This is a genomic window from Roseateles koreensis (assembly GCF_028595305.1).
Lineage (GTDB): Bacteria > Pseudomonadota > Gammaproteobacteria > Burkholderiales > Burkholderiaceae_C > Paucibacter_A > Paucibacter_A koreensis.
Genome location: NZ_JAQQXS010000001.1, coordinates 74,780 through 90,087 on the forward strand (window position 1 = coordinate 74,780; position 15,308 = coordinate 90,087).

The 15,308-nt window shown below is 60.3% G+C and carries 13 protein-coding genes; 8 read left to right on the forward strand and 5 right to left on the reverse strand.

The window, feature by feature from the left end; translation table 11 throughout:
- Positions 1–17: 17 nt before the first annotated feature.
- Together PRZ01_RS00295 and PRZ01_RS00300 are read right to left on the reverse strand one after the other, a co-directional pair.
- Entirely contained in the window at positions 18–380 is a 363-nt protein-coding gene (locus PRZ01_RS00295; RefSeq protein ID WP_102767284.1) for a response regulator, read from the reverse strand.
- A 49-nt stretch (positions 381–429) separates the two neighbouring features.
- Positions 430–822, reverse strand: coding sequence for a hypothetical protein (locus tag PRZ01_RS00300; RefSeq protein WP_273594757.1), 393 nt, complete (start codon positions 820–822; stop codon positions 430–432).
- A gap of 369 nt (positions 823–1,191) precedes the next feature.
- Here PRZ01_RS00300 and PRZ01_RS00305 point away from each other — a divergent pair, with 369 nt between their 5' ends.
- Entirely contained in the window at positions 1,192–2,337 is a 1,146-nt protein-coding gene (locus tag PRZ01_RS00305) for a hybrid sensor histidine kinase/response regulator (RefSeq protein ID WP_273594758.1), read from the forward strand.
- Complete coding sequence (locus PRZ01_RS00310; protein ID WP_273594759.1) at positions 2,334–2,981, forward strand: response regulator; 648 nt, start codon at positions 2,334–2,336, stop codon at positions 2,979–2,981. The genes PRZ01_RS00305 and PRZ01_RS00310 overlap by 4 nt, the downstream gene beginning before the upstream one ends.
- 25 nt (positions 2,982–3,006) lie before the next feature.
- On the opposite strand, the gene murI is transcribed toward PRZ01_RS00310, so the two are convergent.
- Positions 3,007–3,876: a glutamate racemase gene (gene murI, locus PRZ01_RS00315; protein WP_273594760.1), complete on the reverse strand. Its 870-nt coding sequence runs from the start codon at positions 3,874–3,876 to the stop codon at positions 3,007–3,009.
- A 155-nt stretch (positions 3,877–4,031) separates the two neighbouring features.
- Between murI and PRZ01_RS00320 the strand changes: the two genes are divergently transcribed.
- The 5 genes from PRZ01_RS00320 to PRZ01_RS00340 all read left to right on the forward strand — a co-directional run bounded on the left by PRZ01_RS00320 (position 4,032) and on the right by PRZ01_RS00340 (position 9,251).
- Positions 4,032–4,781: an electron transfer flavoprotein subunit beta/FixA family protein gene (locus tag PRZ01_RS00320; protein WP_273594761.1), complete on the forward strand. Its 750-nt coding sequence runs from the start codon at positions 4,032–4,034 to the stop codon at positions 4,779–4,781.
- A 118-nt stretch (positions 4,782–4,899) separates the two neighbouring features.
- Positions 4,900–5,832 carry an electron transfer flavoprotein subunit alpha/FixB family protein gene (locus PRZ01_RS00325; RefSeq protein WP_273594762.1) on the forward strand — a complete coding sequence of 311 codons (933 nt, stop codon included), beginning with the start codon at positions 4,900–4,902 and terminating at the stop codon, positions 5,830–5,832.
- Positions 5,833–5,965: 133 nt separating this feature from the next.
- Entirely contained in the window at positions 5,966–7,756 is a 1,791-nt protein-coding gene (locus tag PRZ01_RS00330) for an acyl-CoA dehydrogenase (protein ID WP_273594763.1), read from the forward strand.
- A gap of 93 nt (positions 7,757–7,849) precedes the next feature.
- Complete coding sequence (locus PRZ01_RS00335) at positions 7,850–8,803, forward strand: NAD(P)H-dependent flavin oxidoreductase (RefSeq protein WP_273594764.1); 954 nt, start codon at positions 7,850–7,852, stop codon at positions 8,801–8,803.
- A 232-nt stretch (positions 8,804–9,035) separates the two neighbouring features.
- Entirely contained in the window at positions 9,036–9,251 is a 216-nt protein-coding gene (locus tag PRZ01_RS00340) for a hypothetical protein (protein ID WP_273594765.1), read from the forward strand.
- A gap of 145 nt (positions 9,252–9,396) precedes the next feature.
- Here the strand turns inward: PRZ01_RS00340 and chrA are convergent, their stop codons facing one another.
- Together chrA and PRZ01_RS00355 are read right to left on the reverse strand one after the other, a co-directional pair.
- Positions 9,397–10,746 (reverse strand): chromate efflux transporter, encoded by a 1,350-nt coding sequence (gene chrA / locus PRZ01_RS00345; RefSeq protein WP_273594766.1) that lies wholly within the window; start codon positions 10,744–10,746, stop codon positions 9,397–9,399.
- A 425-nt stretch (positions 10,747–11,171) separates the two neighbouring features.
- Positions 11,172–12,014 carry a 2OG-Fe(II) oxygenase family protein gene (locus PRZ01_RS00355; protein ID WP_273594767.1) on the reverse strand — a complete coding sequence of 281 codons (843 nt, stop codon included), beginning with the start codon at positions 12,012–12,014 and terminating at the stop codon, positions 11,172–11,174.
- 426 nt (positions 12,015–12,440) lie between these two features.
- On the opposite strand from PRZ01_RS00355, the gene PRZ01_RS00360 reads away from it, so the two are divergent.
- Positions 12,441–15,299 carry a 2-oxoglutarate dehydrogenase E1 component gene (locus tag PRZ01_RS00360; RefSeq protein ID WP_273594768.1) on the forward strand — a complete coding sequence of 953 codons (2,859 nt, stop codon included), beginning with the start codon at positions 12,441–12,443 and terminating at the stop codon, positions 15,297–15,299.
- The last annotated feature ends 9 nt before the right edge of the window (positions 15,300–15,308 follow it).

A 15,308-nucleotide genomic window follows, 5' to 3' on the forward strand; every position in this document is an offset into this window, starting at 1 on the left:
AGTTGAGGACAACGCATTCAGCGAATGACTTTGCCGATGACTTCAATCAGCTTGGCCGGATCAAACGGTTTCACCAACCAGCCTGTTGCTCCGGCGGCTCGCCCTGCTTGTTTCATCTGGTCGCTGGACTCCGTGGTCAGGATCAGGATGGGGGTGGTCTTAAATTTGGGGTTGTCGCGCAACTTCTTGGTCAGGCTGATGCCATCCATGCGCGGCATGTTCTGGTCGGTCAGCACCAGATCGAAATCACGGGTCCCTGACTTCTCCAGGGCATCTTGCCCGTCAACCGCTTCAACGACGTTGAATCCAGCGTTTTTGAGCGTGAAGGAGACCATTTGGCGCATCGAGGCCGAATCGTCTACAGCAAGAATTGAGTGCATTGTTGAATCTCCGGGTATCAGGCTGATTTCGGTAAATTTTTGGAGGTCTTTAGAACAATTCGATTGAACCGGCGTCCATCTCGTCCTGGGTGACGGGGTTGGGGCGCAAGGGCGCCAGTTCGACGACCGCCGCGCCCTCTTCATCGTCGCCAAAGGTCTCCATGGCAAGCTGATCTGAGCAGTTGCGCAGCCGCTGGCTGGTGTGGGCGATCAATTGAGTGGACATGTCCTGGAACTGCAAGGCCGTGATGGCGCCGGCAATGTGTTCCATGATTTTTTGCAAGGCAGCGACCTGACCTCCGCTGGGTGAGTTGGGCTCATCGCGTGCTTGTCTGAGCAAGTTCGAGGCGAGGCTGGACGCGCTGTAAAAATGATTCGACAGGGCTTCCCCGGCATCATCGAGAAGGCGCTGCAGACGCTCCAGATCGTTGGTAACCGTCATCAGATGGTCCTGGATTTCCGCCGCGGCCAGCAGCGGAAGCATTCCAGGACCGGATGTTTCCGGTGTCTCATTTATCAACATCTTTGCTCCACGCTATAGAGGGCCTGTGTGGGGTCTTTGTCGTACCTGCGGGAGTGACTGACTCGGCACCGCATGGCAACTGTTTGCTGTTTGGCATCTTCGGCAATTCTTGCGCCCGTGTCGACAGGACAAGCCGGGGAGAATCCGCCTATTTGTTGGGATCAGTGCAAGTAATTCGTTATGTTTAAGTGATTACCCTAGGTTTTGGCCGCCATTGATCCTTGTCAGGCGCTGAATTCCTTGCTGCGGGCCGCAGGCGTGTATGTAAAGCCCGGCATACTTCTTCCCATGTCAACTCAAACTGCAGAGCGCAAACTGCGCATTCTTCATATTGAAGATTCCGAACTGGACCACCAACTGATCATGGCGCAGTTGCGACGCGCCGGCCTCAATCTGGATTTGGTGCGCCTAGACAGTCTTCAGGAAATTGGCCCCGCCTTGTCGCAAGACTGGGATGCCATCATTTCCGACTACAACCTGCCGGGTTTTTCGGGGCTGGTGGTGTTGGATATGCTCAAGGAAAGTCGTCGGCTGCTGCCCTTCATCCTGGTGTCGGGCGAGATCGGTGAAGACACCGCCGTTGCTGCCATGCGTACAGGCGCATCTGACTATCTGCTCAAGAAAGACCTGGCTCGGCTGGCGCCGGCGCTGCTGCATGCGATTGAAGCCAGCGAGTCGCAACGCGCGCGGATCGAGGCCGACCGGGAATTGCTCAAATCCAAGCAACGCCTGCACGAGCTGGCCGGGCATTTGCAAACCAGCGTTGAAATGGAGCGCGCCGCTATCGCGCGTGAAATTCACGACGATGTCGGCGGCTCCTTGACGGCCTTGAAATTTGATCTGGCCTGGATCAATCGGCACTCCAAAGATGCCGCCGTGCTGGCCCGCGTTCAGTCTGCGCTGGAAACGGTGAGCTCGGCCATCGAAGCCAGCCAGCGCATCATGCACAACCTGCGCCCTGCCATTCTTGAGCAGGGCCTGGTGGCTGCAGTGCAATGGATGGCGGGGCGTTTCGAGCGGCGCACCGGGATTGTCACCACCGTGCGTACCAGCCACGAGCAGATGCAATTGCCCCCGGGCGTGCCCTTGGTGGCTTACCGCACGGCCCAAGAGGCGTTGACGAATGTCTCCAAACACGCGAATGCCACCCGGGTTGACATCGAATTGAGTGTTGACTCCGGTGTCTTGACGCTGGAGCTCAGTGACAATGGGCAGGGTATTGCACAAGGTGCGCTTGCAAAAGCGCGCAGTTTTGGTATCCGTGGCCTGCACGAACGTGCCGCAACCGTAGGGGGGTGGGTGGATTTGAGTACGAGCAATAAAGGCGTTAGCCTGATTCTTTCTGTACCACTGCTGAACCAGGACCTCGACGCGATTGGCGCCGACGAGGGCGAGGAGACCGCACACGATCCTTCGGCTTGGGGGCAGCGATGATCAAGGTCATTCTCTGTGACGACCATGCCTTGATTCGCAGAGGTATTCGCGACACCTTGTCGGATGTGGCGGACATCGAGGTCATTGGCGAAGCCGGTGACTACGGTGAATTGCGCAGCTTGCTGCGTGATCTGGGCCCCAACAATGGCTGCGACGTGCTGGTGCTGGACATCAATATGCCTGGCCGCAGCGGTTTGGATGTGCTGCATGTACTCAAGGACGAAGGCACCAGCATCCGCACCTTGATTGTGTCTATGTACCCTGAAGACCAGTACGCCATCCGCGCCCTCCGCGCTGGGGCTTATGGTTATGTCAACAAGGGTGGCGACCCCCAGGTACTGGTGCAGGCGGTGCGTACCGTGGCGCAGGGGCGCAAGTATGTGACGCCTGAAATCGCCCAAATGCTGGTGGAAAGCCTGACCGCGCCGGTGACCGAGCAAGCACACCAGAAGTTGTCGGACCGGGAGTTGCAGACCTTGGTGATGATCGCTTCGGGCAAGCGCCTCTCGGACATCGCTGAAGAACTGATGCTCAGCCCCAAAACGGTCAGCGTTTACCGTGCCCGCGTGCTGGAAAAGCTGGCGCTGGCAAACAATTCGGAGTTGACGGTCTACGCCATTCGTAACGGCCTTGTGGCCAGTTGAGGCGCGAGCAAAAGGCGTTGCCGTTTTAGCGCCGCAGGGCTTGAACCGAGGCTGAGTGCCAGCCCATGACTTCTTGCACAAAGTTCTGGAAGCGAGCGAGTTGGGTGGCGTCGCCAGTGGCTTCGAGCAATACCGGCTGGCGGTCAACGGGGTTCTCGATCGAGTAGGTTGGAGGCGGCGTGACTGGCGATTTGGCCGCCCATAAACGTGCGGCCTGTTGCGCCACGGCGGTTTCGATATTGAGCAATTGAACGCCGCCGCCGAAGTGCGATTGCAACTGCGCTTGCACCAGGGGGTAATGCGTGCAGCCCATCAGGACGGTGTCGACGCCGGCGTCAATCAATGGCGCGCACAGGGTTTGGAGCAGGCGGTGCAGCGCGGGGGAGTCCAACTCCCCCCGCTCGATCAGGTTCACCAACCCAGGGCAGGCCTGGCTGAATACCTGTACCGTGGGTGCATGGCGCTCAATCAGTGACTGGTAACGTGCGCTGGCGATGGTTGATGGCGTGGCCATCACGCCGATGCGGCCATTGCGGCTGGCGGCCACCGCCGGCTTGATGCCGGGTTCGATGCCGACGATGGGCAACTCGGGCCAGCGTTGGCGCAGGGCCGCAACCGCCTGCGCTGTCGCCGTGTTGCAGGCCACTACCAATACCCGGGTGCCCTGGCTGGTCAGGTAGTCGGTTAAAGCGAGGCTGCGCTCGATGATGAATTCGGGGCTGCGTTGACCGTAGGGTGCATGACCATTGTCTGCGACGTAATGCATCGGCACGCCGGGCAACACGCGGTGCAATTCGCGCAGCACGGTCAGCCCACCGACACCAGAGTCAAAGACGCCGATGCGGGCGGACGCCGCACGCAAAGCAAGGGGGATCGTGGTGAAAACAGCATTCATTGAGCGCCGCAGTCTAACTTTGCTCTTACATCGATCTGATTTAGTTCATAAAATAGAACGATCGTGCTATTTTTTTGGGGGCAAGCCGCCCAAATGGCCCGCTTGCCCCGTAGAATCAGATTAACGTTAACGTCAATTAGCCTTGGAGTTCTTCGATGAAGGTTCTGGTTCCTGTCAAACGAGTGGTCGACTACAACGTCAAAGTGCGCGTCAAGAGCGATGGCACCGGCGTGGACATCGCCAATGTCAAGATGTCAATGAACCCCTTCGATGAAATCGCCATCGAAGAAGCGGTGCGCCTGAAGGAAAAGGGTGTGGCCACGGAAGTGATCGCCGTATCTTGCGGTGTCACTCAGTGCCAGGAAACCTTGCGTACAGCCATGGCCATCGGGGCTGATCGCGCCATCTTGGTGGAAACCGATGCTGAGTTGCAGCCCCTGGCCGTGGCCAAGTTGCTCAAAGCGCTGGTCGACAAAGAGCAGCCGGGCTTGGTGATTCTGGGCAAGCAAGCCATTGACGACGACTGCAACCAGACCGGCCAGATGCTGGCTGCGCTGGCCGGCCTGCCGCAAGGTACCTTCGCGAGCAAGGTTGAAGTGACGGGTGAAACCGTGGCCGTCACGCGTGAAGTCGACGGCGGCCTGGAGATCGTCAAGCTGAACTTGCCCGCCGTGGTGACCACTGATTTGCGCCTGAACGAGCCGCGCTATGTCACGCTGCCCAACATCATGAAGGCCAAGAAAAAGCCTCTGGAAGTGGTGAAGCCCGCCGACCTGGGTGTGGACGTCACGCCGCGTCTCAAGACCTTGAAGGTCGAAGAGCCGCCCAAGCGCAGTGCCGGTATCAAGGTGGCTGATGTCGCTGCTTTGGTGGACAAGCTGAAAAACGAGGCCAAAGTCATCTGACGACTTCGCGGGGCTGAACCTGCGTGCATGACAAGCCGCTTGCCTGCGGTTTGTTACGGCGTTTTGCTCCCCAATGTTTAGGTGCCTCGTTGTACACACAAGATTTGGAGATTTTTCAATGACTGCTCTCGTTATTGCCGAACACGACAACGCCTCCATCAAAGGCGCGACGCTCAACACCATCACCGCAGCGCTGGCTTGCGGGGGTGAGGTGCATGTGCTGGTGGCCGGGCACAACGCCGCTGCCGCAGCCGCTGCTGCCGCGCAGATTGCCGGCGTCAGCAAAGTGCTGCACGCTGATGGCGCTCAACTGGCCGATGGCCTGGCTGAAAACCTGGCCACCCAAGTGCTGGCCGTGGCCGCTGGCTACAGCCACGTTCTGTTCCCGGCGACTGCCGCGGGCAAGAATGTATCCCCTCGTGTTGCTGCGCTGTTGGACGTGGCCCAACTGAGCGACGTGACCAAGGTGATCAGCGCGGATACCTTCGAGCGCCCCATTTACGCCGGCAACGCGATTGCTACGGTGCAAAGCACCGATGCCGTCAAGGTGTTGACCGTGCGCACGACCGGCTTTGATGCCGCCGCCGCGACGGGTGGCAGCGCCGCCGTTGAAAGCGTGGCCGTCGCCGCCGACAGTGGCAAGTCCGTTTTTGGTAGCCGCGAAATTGCCAAAAACGATCGTCCTGAGTTGACCGCCGCCAAGATCATCGTGTCCGGTGGCCGCGCCCTCGGCTCCAACGACAAGTTCATGGAAGTGCTGACCCCCTTGGCTGACAAACTGGGTGCCGCACTGGGCGCCAGCCGCGCTGCTGTGGATGCCGGTTACGCACCGAACGACTGGCAAGTCGGCCAGACCGGCAAGATCGTGGCGCCCCAGTTGTATATCGCCTGTGGCATCAGCGGCGCGATTCAGCACTTGGCTGGCATGAAGGACTCCAAGGTCATTGTCGCTATCAACAAGGACGCTGAAGCCCCGATCTTCTCGGTGGCCGACTACGGTCTGGAAGCCGATTTGTTCACCGCGGTGCCGGAGTTGGTGAGCAGCCTCTGAATGTGATGCTTCGCTAACGCTTGACATCAGCAGGCGCCCGACTTCACGGTCGCGGCGCCTTTTTTTGCCTCTTTTGCTGACGACGGTGCTCCCGATCAGGGCGGCCCGTCATTGAAAACCAAGGAAATTCGCCATGCCTTACCGCGCCCCCGTCAAAGACATGATGTTCAATATGCAGGAGCTTGCCGGCCTGCAGATGCTCAACCAGATCCCTGAATTCGCCGAATTCGATCTCGACACCGCGCAGGCCGTGCTGGAAGAGTGTGCCAAGCTGACCGAAAACGTGATTGCGCCGCTCAACCGCGAGGGTGATCTGAATCCGTCCTATCTCAAGGACGGCCAGGTCTACACCACGCCCGGTTTCAAGAACGCCTTCCAGCAATTCACCGAGGGTGGCTGGCAAGGCTTGCAACATCCCGCCGAATTTGGCGGGCAGGGCCTGCCCAAGACCATCGGTGCCGCCTGCGGCGAGATGGTCAACAGCGCCAACCTGAGCTTCGCCCTGTGCCCGCTGCTGAGCGATGGCGCCATTGAGGCTTTGTTGACGGCCGGCAGCGAAGCGCAACGCCAAACCTATCTGCCCAAACTGGTCGAAGGAAAATGGACCGGCACCATGAACCTGACCGAGCCGCAAGCCGGCTCCGACTTGGCTCTGGTGCGCACCCGTGCCGAGCCGCAGCCAGACGGCACCTACAAGATTTTCGGCACCAAGATCTTCATCACCTACGGTGACCACGACATGGCCGAGAACATCGTTCATCTGGTGCTGGCCCGCGTAGCCGGTGCGCCAGAAGGCGTGAAGGGCATCAGCCTGTTCGTGGTGCCTAAATTCTTGGTGAATGCCGATGGCTCGCTGGGCGCTCGTAACGATGCCTATTGCGTGTCGATCGAACACAAGATGGGCATCAAGGCCAGCCCGACTGCCGTGTTGCAGTTTGGCGATCACGGTGGCGCCATTGGTACGCTGGTGGGCCAAGAGAACCGCGGCCTGGAGTACATGTTCATCATGATGAATGCGGCCCGTTTCGGCGTGGGCGTGCAGGGCATTGCGGTGGCTGAGCGGGCCTATCAAAAGGCGGTGTCTTATGCGCGCGACCGCGTGCAGAGCCGCCCGGTTGACGGCTCGGTGGCGGGTAGCGCCGCCATCATTCATCATCCCGACGTGCGCCGCATGTTGATGACCATGCGCTCGCTGACCGAAGGTTGCCGCGCCATGGCCAGCGTGGCCGCTGCGGCCTTCGATGCAGCCCATCATCACCCGGATGCCGACACGCGCAAGCAGAACCAGGCCTTCTACGAATTCATGGTGCCCCTGGTCAAGGGTTACAGCACCGAGATGAGCCTTGAGGTGACCGATCTGGGTGTGCAGATCCACGGCGGCATGGGCTTTATCGAAGAAACGGGGGCTGCCCAGCATTACCGCGACGCCAAGATCCTGACCATTTACGAAGGGACGACCGCGATCCAGGCCAACGATCTGGTGGGGCGCAAAACGAGCCGCGATGGTGGCCAGATGGCACGCGCCGTGGCTGCGCAGATCGAAACCACCGAAGCGGCACTTGCTCTGCGCGACAGCGTGGCCGCCAAGGCCATGCTCAAACGCTTGAAAGCGGCACGTTTGGCCTATCTGGAGGCGGTTGACTTCATCGCTTCGCAGGGCAAGGGCAATCCCAATGCGGCCTATGCTGGCTCGGTACCTTACCTGATGTTGGCTGGCAATCTGGTGGCAGGCTGGCAACTGGCCCGCTCGCTGCTGGTTGCGGAAGATAAGTTGGCTGCCGGTGATGACGCCGCATTCATGAGCGCCAAGATCGCCACCGCCCGTTTCTACGCCGAGCACATTCTGGCGCGTGCGGGTGGTCTGCGCGACGCCATCGTCGAAGGCGCGGACAGCGTCACGCTGATGCCCCTAGATTCGTTCTGACTTTCATGTTTTGAGGGTTGCTTGCAGGAATTTGGCTGCTCAGGCCGGTCCTGCGAACACCCAGTGCTTGAACATCTCAAAAAGGAGACTCTTGTGACTCTGCCCCCCGTTCTGAAAACTGCCCCGCTGCCCATCATCGGCTCGCCCCTGTTCATCATCAGCAACCCCAAGCTTGTGATCGCCCAATGCAAGGCCGGCGTGATTGGCTCCATGCCAGCACTCAATGCCCGCCCGGCCGAATTGCTGGACGAATGGCTGAATGAAATTACCACTGAACTGGCCGCCTATAACAAGGCCAATCCGACCAAGCCGGCGGCGCCTTTTGCGATCAACCAGATCGTGCACAAGAGCAATGACCGCCTGGAGCACGACATGGCGGTCTGCGCCAAGTACAAGGTGCCGATCATCATCACCTCGTTGGGTGCACGTGAAGACGTGAATGCTGCAGTGCACGCCTGGGGCGGCATCGTGCTGCATGACATCATCAACAACAAGTTCGCTCAGAAGGCGATCGAGAAGGGCGCCGATGGCCTGATCGCCGTCGCTGCTGGCGCTGGCGGACATGCCGGTGTGAAGAGCCCGTTCGCCTTGATTCAGGAAATTCGCACCTGGTTTGACGGCCCGCTCGCCCTGTCCGGCTCCATCGCCAGCGGCGATGCGGTGCTGGCAGCGCAAGCCATGGGGGCAGACTTCGCCTACATCGGCTCAGCCTTCATCGCTACCGACGAAGCGCGTGCCGACGCGGCCTATAAGCAGATGATTGTTGACAGCAATTCTGACGACATCGTCTACAGCAACCTGTTCACCGGCGTGCACGGCAACTACCTGCGCGGCTCCATTGTCAATGCCGGCATGGATCCCGACAGCCTGCCCGAGAGCGACCCGAGCAAGATGAACTTCGGCGGCGACTCCAAGAAAGCCTGGAAAGACATTTGGGGCTGTGGTCAGGGCATTGGTGTGGTGGACAAAGTGCAGCCCGCCGCTGAACTGGTGAGCCGCTTGGCGAGCGAATACCAAGCGGCGCGGCGCCGCCTTAGTCTGACCTGAGTAAATCAACCCGTGCTTGCGCATCAAGCGCTCGCGCTGGCTGGGTTCAAAGTTGATGCGCTGTGGGTTGCGGCCCACACTGTTCAGCAAGTGCTGCTCCATCAGCTTGAACCACAGCGGCGGTAGATAGGCGACGTTGAACATTCCGAAGTAGCTGCGGTTTCATGAGAGGCTCGATCTTGGCGCTGCACGCGGCTTTGTGTTGTGCAGGGCCTCGGGCGCCGCACTTCGCTTGATTGATTCGGTGGTTGGCCTGCGGGTAGACATTCTGTCGCCCGCGCCCGTCAAACTCGCGCTCTATACGCAGGTCTGCGGCGAAGCTCAACTGCAATTCGACATTACTCACCCGGCCCTGCATTTCGGCCCGGCGCAAATGCGTTTTCCATGCCTGACTGCCGACGCCAAAGTGTTCGAGCAGGCCAGTCAGGACTGTGAGCAGGCCCTGTAGGTGGCAGGGCGGCATCTGGGCTACTGGTCGCAGAGGGTACAAGCGCAAATGCGCATGCGCCAGGAAGGCGAGCACGTCCCGATACCGGAGCAAGTGGCCAAGGCCAGCCATGTCTCGCCGCGCACTTGAAAAATGGTTGGGTGAATTACGTCAGTGCGCGCGTCAATGTGTACGCCAGCCCCGCCAGCGCACTGAACAGTAGCACGGGCATGGTGCCTTGCTTGAAACGGAACAAGGCCAGGGCCGCGCCCAGGCCAATGACCGCAGATGGCCATTCAAATGGGCCGTCCAGCCCGGTCGGCCACAACACGTGGTAGGCGAAGAAGGCCGCCAGATTCACGATCACGCCCACCACAGCGGCAGTGATGGCACTCAGGGGTGCTGTGAATTTCAAGTTGCCGTGCGTTGTCTCGATGAACGGGCCACCCAGCAAGATGAACAAGAACGAGGGCAGGAAGGTGAAGAATGTCACCACCCCTGCCGCAGCCGCACCCGCCAAAAACAGCGCATCCGGCCCGAACAGCGCCTTGCCCCAGCCCCCCACAAAGCCGACAAACGCCACCACCATGATCAGCGGCCCCGGCGTGGATTCGCCCAACGCCAGGCCATCCATCATCTGAGCCGGGTTTAGCCATTGGTAGTGCTCAACGGCACCTTGGTACACATAGGGCAGCACCGCGTAGGCGCCGCCAAAGGTCAGCAAAGCGGCCTTGCTGAAGAATCCTCCCATTTGCGTCAAGACACCTTGCCAGCCGAAGGCTGCGCACAGGGCCCCCATGGCCAGGGCCCAAATGCCGATAAACACGAGCAACACCTTCAACGCCTGTTTCCAGCTGAAAAGGGCATGGGCCGGTGTGGGGGTGTGGTCATCGATCAAGGCGGGGCCGTAGGACGACTTGGTGGCGCCATGCGAGCTGCCAAGTGCAAATTTTTCGGGCGCGATCTTGCTGCCTAAATAACCAGTTATTCCAGCCAATGTAATGATCAGCGGAAAGGGCAGCTTGAGCATCAGGATTGCAATCAAGGCAGACAAAGCGATGCCCCAAGTCCATTCATTTTTGAGTGCGCGGCTGCCGATTCGCCAGGCCGCAGACACCACAATGGCGGTGACCGCTGGCTTGATGCCGTACAGCAGGCCGGCCACCGCAGGCACGTGCCCAAAGGCCATGTAAATCCACGACAGCGCAATCAGGATGAACAAAGATGGCAGCACGAACAGCCCGCCCGCCACCAGACCACCCCAGCTGCGGTGCATCAACCAACCGATATAGGTGGCAAGCTGCTGGGCCTCCGGGCCAGGTAGCACCATGCAAAAATTCAGTGCGTGCAAGAAGCGTTGCTCGGAAATCCAGCGACGACGCTCCACCAGTTCCTGGTGCATCAGCGCGATTTGCCCGGCCGGACCGCCGAAGCTTATAAAGCCCAGCTTCAGCCAAAAAGCCAATGCCTCGCGAAAGCTGACGGGTGCGGGCGTATTTTGGGGGGCTGGATTCATGCTGCGTGACTTTGTGGTGGGCGAGGGGGTTGATGTTTTGGGGGTGCTCAATCTATCTCGCCGGCTGTTGAAACTTCCAGTGCCGCGTCGCACCCGATGCCTGCTGCAATCCAGCGGCGACTGCGGCGCGTGAGCCAGGGTGCCAACCAGCGGCTTCGCGCACTGCCTGGTGGCCAGCCGAGAACCTCCGCAGGATCGACCAACATACCGCATACGTAACGAGCAAGTTCGTCTGACCAGCGCAAAGCCTTGCAGGCGCCGTGGCGCCGCTGGCTGATCACCATGCCGACGGGGCAGGGTTCACTCAGGCAGCAAACGCCGCAGCCGTTGCAGGCTTCGCCCAGTGGGGGCTTGGGCGGCGCCGCAAGGTGGATTTGAATGACGGTTTGAATGATGGCTTGAAGCTTGAAAGGTAGGTTGAGGCTTCAGGTTTTGACGCCCAGCTCACGCAGGCGCTCCTGCAGATAGCTGTGAGCCGTGTGGCGCTCTGACAGGACCACCTCACCGCGGGGGTGCAGAAAGAGTGGCAGCGACACGCGGCTACGCCGGGCGCCTTCGCCTGTGGGGTTGACCACGCGATGCTGGGTGCTGGGGTAATAGCCCTGTGAGGCTTCTTCCAGCATGTCGCCGATGTTGATGATCAGCATGCCAAAGTCGCAGGGCACGTCGACCCATTGGCCGTGCTTGTCTTGCACCTGTAAGCCGGGCTCATTGGCCGCCGGCAGGATCGTCAGCAGGTTGATGTCGCCATGGGCTGCGGCTCGCAGCGCGCCAGCGGGCTCCTGGCCTGTCAATGGCGGGTAGCGTAAAACACGCAGCAATGTCTGCTGGCTGCCCTCGATCATGTGCGAGAGCGGCTCGCTGTAATGTTTTGAAATCTCCGGCGGCGTGTAGCGCTCCACCCAAGACAGCAACTCTCCGGCCAGCGTGTTGGCCTGCGCATAGTAGGCCATGGCGCCGGCTTGCAATTGCGCGGGCATGCGGCCCCAGGGGTAGAGGTGAAAGTATTCTTTGATGTCTTTTTGGCTGGCGCCCTTGGCCGTTTCGGAGATCTCGGTGGAGAAGTAGCCGTCCTGCTTTTCTTTGGAAAAGGGGTAATTGAGCTTGTCTTCGCTGTCGAAAAAACTCAGCCAGTCGGCATAGATTTTTTCGACCAATGCCTGCTGAATCGGGTGGTTCACCAGTACGCCAAATCCGGTGTCGTGAAGGGATTGGGCGAAGCGTTGGGCCGCATCGGGCGCGCGGTAGTCAACGACCTGAACTTGCATGGAGGCTCCTGAAGCGGTGGTTCAAGCGGGAAGTTTAGAGCCAGTCCAGATCGGCGTTTGTTTTCGGCGGGCGTGCAGGCCGGGGTTTTCGGTAGAACACCCGAGCACTGCCGCAAAGTAGCGCGGGGTGCCCTGCGCAGCGTCAAGAAACTCGGGCACCGCGGTTCAAAAAGGGGTTTTCAGCATTCACAGTTCGCTTCAGAATCCACACTTCAACCCGATATCGTTGGAGGTCGCCCGGGGGACGCGGGCGCTTCAATCTTTCAACGGTGTTACAGTGCCACCTGTTTTTAGACTTAGGTCCTTCCCGTCCCCTTTCCTGGCAACAGCAAAGGCGGGTCGCAATCCGCCAACCGGTCGAGCCGTGTCGCGGAAGGTTTTTCAACCAGCCAATGCCCTGGAAGCCGGGGTTAGAGGTGAGCGAAGATGATGCAGCAATACAGGTCCAACTCCTACCTGTTTGGGGGCAATGCCCCTTATGTCGAAGAGATGTACGAGGCCTACCTCGACAATCCGGGCTCCGTGCCCGATAACTGGCGTTCGTATTTCGACGCCCTTCAGCACGTGCCGGCGACGGACGGCAGCGACTCTCGCGATGTGGCGCATGCCCCGGTAATCGAGTCGTTTGCGCAACGTGCCAAGGCCAATGCCTTTGGCAGCAAGGCCTCCAGTGCCGATCTGGCCGTGGCACGCAAGCAGGTGCATGTGCAATCGCTGATTGCTGCATACCGCAATGTGGGCTCGCGCTGGGCCGATCTGGACCCGCTCAAGCGCACTGAGCGCCCGCGCATCCCCGAGTTGGAGCCGGCGTTCTATGACCTGAGCGAGTCCGATATGGACATCTCGTTCAGCGCCACTAACACCTATTTCACCAAGTCTGAGCACATGACCTTGCGGGAAATCCTGCAGGCCCTGCGCGAGACTTATTGCAGCTCGGTCGGTGCGGAGTACATGCACACCACCGACCAGGCAGAGCGTCGCTGGTGGCAAGAGCGGCTGGAATCGATCCGCTCCAAACCTGCCTTCAGCGTTGAGAAGAAAATCCACACCCTTGATCGCCTGACGGCTGCCGAGGGCCTGGAGCGTTATCTGCACACCAAGTATGTGGGCCAGAAGCGCTTCTCGCTGGAAGGTGGCGAGAGCTTTATCGCTGCCATGGATGAGTTGGTGCAACTCGGTGGCCAGTCCGGCGTGCAAGAAATCGTCATCGGCATGGCCCACCGGGGCCGCCTGAACGTGTTGGTCAACACCCTGGGCAAGATGCCCAAGGACTTGTTCGACGAGTTCGAGCACAAGGCGCCTGAAGACTTGCCCGCTGGTGACGTCAAGTACCACCAAGGCTTCTCCAGCGACGTGACCAGCCCTGGCGGCCCCGTTCACCTGACGCTGTCATTCAACCCCTCGCACCTGGAAATCGTCAACCCGGTGGTGGAGGGCTCGGTCAAGGCCCGCATGGACCGCCGCGGCGACACCATCGGCGCGCAAGTGCTGCCCGTGCTGGTGCACGGCGATGCGGCTTTTGCGGGCCAAGGCGTGGTGATGGAAACCCTGGCGCTGGCCCAGACCCGTGGCTACTACACCGGCGGTACGGTACATCTGGTGATCAACAACCAGATTGGCTTCACCACCTCCGATCCCCGCGACAGCCGCTCCACCCTGTATTGCACCGACGTCGTCAAGATGATCGAGGCACCCGTGTTGCACGTCAACGGTGACGATCCTGAGGCTGTGGTCCTGTGCACCCAGTTGGCGCTGGACTACCGTCAGCAGTTCCGCAAGGACGTGGTGGTCGACATCATCTGCTTCCGTAAACTGGGTCACAACGAGCAAGATACCCCGGCGCTGACCCAGCCGCTGATGTACAAGAAGATTGCCCAGCACCCCGGCACGCGCCGCCTGTATGGCGACAAGCTGGTGGCGCAAGGCGTGTTGCCGGCTGACGGCCCCGACGCCATGGTCAAGGCCTTCCGCGCTGCTATGGACGAAGGCCGTCACACCGTGGACCCGGTGCTGACCAACTTCAAGAGCAAGTACGCCACCGACTGGTCGCCGTACCTTGGCAAGAAGTGGACAGACTCCTGCGACACGGCGCTGCCTTTGGCTGAGTTCAAGCGCCTGGCCGAGAAGATCACCACCGTTCCGGATACGTTCAAGGTTCACTCCTTGGTCGAGAAAGTGATTGCCGACCGCGCCGCCATGGGCCGTGGCGAGATCAATGTGGATTGGGGCATGGGCGAACACATGGCTTTCGCTTCGCTGGTGGCCTCGGGCTACCCGGTGCGCTTGTCCGGTGAAGATTGCGGCCGCGGCACCTTCGTGCACCGTCACGCCGTGCTGCACGACCAGAACCGCGAAAAGTGGGACACCGGCACCTATGTGCCCCTGCAGAACGTGGCTGAAGGCCAGGCGCCGTTCGTTGTCATCGATTCCTTGCTCTCGGAAGAGGCGGTGTTGGGCTTTGAGTACGGCTACGCCTCCGCAGACCCGGTGACGTTGACGATCTGGGAAGCCCAGTTCGGTGACTTCGTCAACGGTGCGCAAGTGGTGATCGACCAGTTCATCGCCTCCGGCGAAGTGAAGTGGGGTCGTGCAAATGGCCTGACGCTGATGCTGCCGCACGGCTACGAGGGCCAGGGCCCCGAGCACAGCTCGGCCCGCTTGGAGCGCTTCATGCAGCTGGCCGCTGACAACAATATGCAGGTGGTGCAGCCGACCTCGGCCTCGCAGATCTTCCACCTGCTGCGTCGCCAGCAGTTGCGCATGTTCCGCAAGCCGCTGATCATCATGACGCCCAAGTCGCTCTTGCGTAACAAGGACGCGACATCGCCCATTACCGAGTTCACCAAGGGTGAGTTCAAGACGGTGATCGGTGAGCGCGACGCCACGGTGGACGCCGCCAAGGTCAAGCGCGTGGTCGCCTGCTCGGGCAAGGTCTATTACGACTTGGTCAAGGCACGCGCTGAGCGTAAGCACAGCGACGTGGCGATCATCCGTGTGGAGCAGCTCTATCCCTTCCCGCACAAGGCTTTTGCGGCTGAGTTGAAGAAATATCCCAACCTCGCCGAGATCGTGTGGTGCCAGGACGAGCCGCAAAATCAGGGCGCCTGGTTCTTCGTGCAGCACTATGTGCACGAGAACATGGTTGAAGGGCAAAAGCTCGGCTATGCCGGCCGCCCCGCCTCGGCCTCGCCCGCCTGCGGCTATGCCCACCTGCACCAAGACCAGCAGAAGTCGCTGCTGGAGCAGGCCTTCGGCAAGCTCAAGGGCTTCATCCTCACCAAGTAATGGTCGGGG

Excerpts from the sequence above, each read along its gene's own strand:
- PRZ01_RS00360 (WP_273594768.1), top strand. The coding sequence starts at position 12,441 with ATGATGCAGCAATACAGGTCCAACTCCTACCTGTTTGGGGGCAATGCC.
- PRZ01_RS00325 (WP_273594762.1), top strand. The coding sequence starts at position 4,900 with ATGACTGCTCTCGTTATTGCCGAACACGACAACGCCTCCATCAAAGGC.
- PRZ01_RS00305 (WP_273594758.1), top strand. The coding sequence starts at position 1,192 with ATGTCAACTCAAACTGCAGAGCGCAAACTGCGCATTCTTCATATTGAA.
- murI (WP_273594760.1), bottom strand. The coding sequence starts at position 3,876 with ATGAATGCTGTTTTCACCACGATCCCCCTTGCTTTGCGTGCGGCGTCC.
- PRZ01_RS00310 (WP_273594759.1), top strand. The coding sequence starts at position 2,334 with ATGATCAAGGTCATTCTCTGTGACGACCATGCCTTGATTCGCAGAGGT.
- PRZ01_RS00320 (WP_273594761.1), top strand. The coding sequence starts at position 4,032 with ATGAAGGTTCTGGTTCCTGTCAAACGAGTGGTCGACTACAACGTCAAA.
- PRZ01_RS00355 (WP_273594767.1), bottom strand. The coding sequence starts at position 12,014 with ATGCAAGTTCAGGTCGTTGACTACCGCGCGCCCGATGCGGCCCAACGC.
- PRZ01_RS00330 (WP_273594763.1), top strand. The coding sequence starts at position 5,966 with ATGCCTTACCGCGCCCCCGTCAAAGACATGATGTTCAATATGCAGGAG.
- PRZ01_RS00300 (WP_273594757.1), bottom strand. The coding sequence starts at position 822 with ATGACGGTTACCAACGATCTGGAGCGTCTGCAGCGCCTTCTCGATGAT.
- chrA (WP_273594766.1), bottom strand. The coding sequence starts at position 10,746 with ATGAATCCAGCCCCCCAAAATACGCCCGCACCCGTCAGCTTTCGCGAG.
- PRZ01_RS00295 (WP_102767284.1), bottom strand. The coding sequence starts at position 380 with ATGCACTCAATTCTTGCTGTAGACGATTCGGCCTCGATGCGCCAAATG.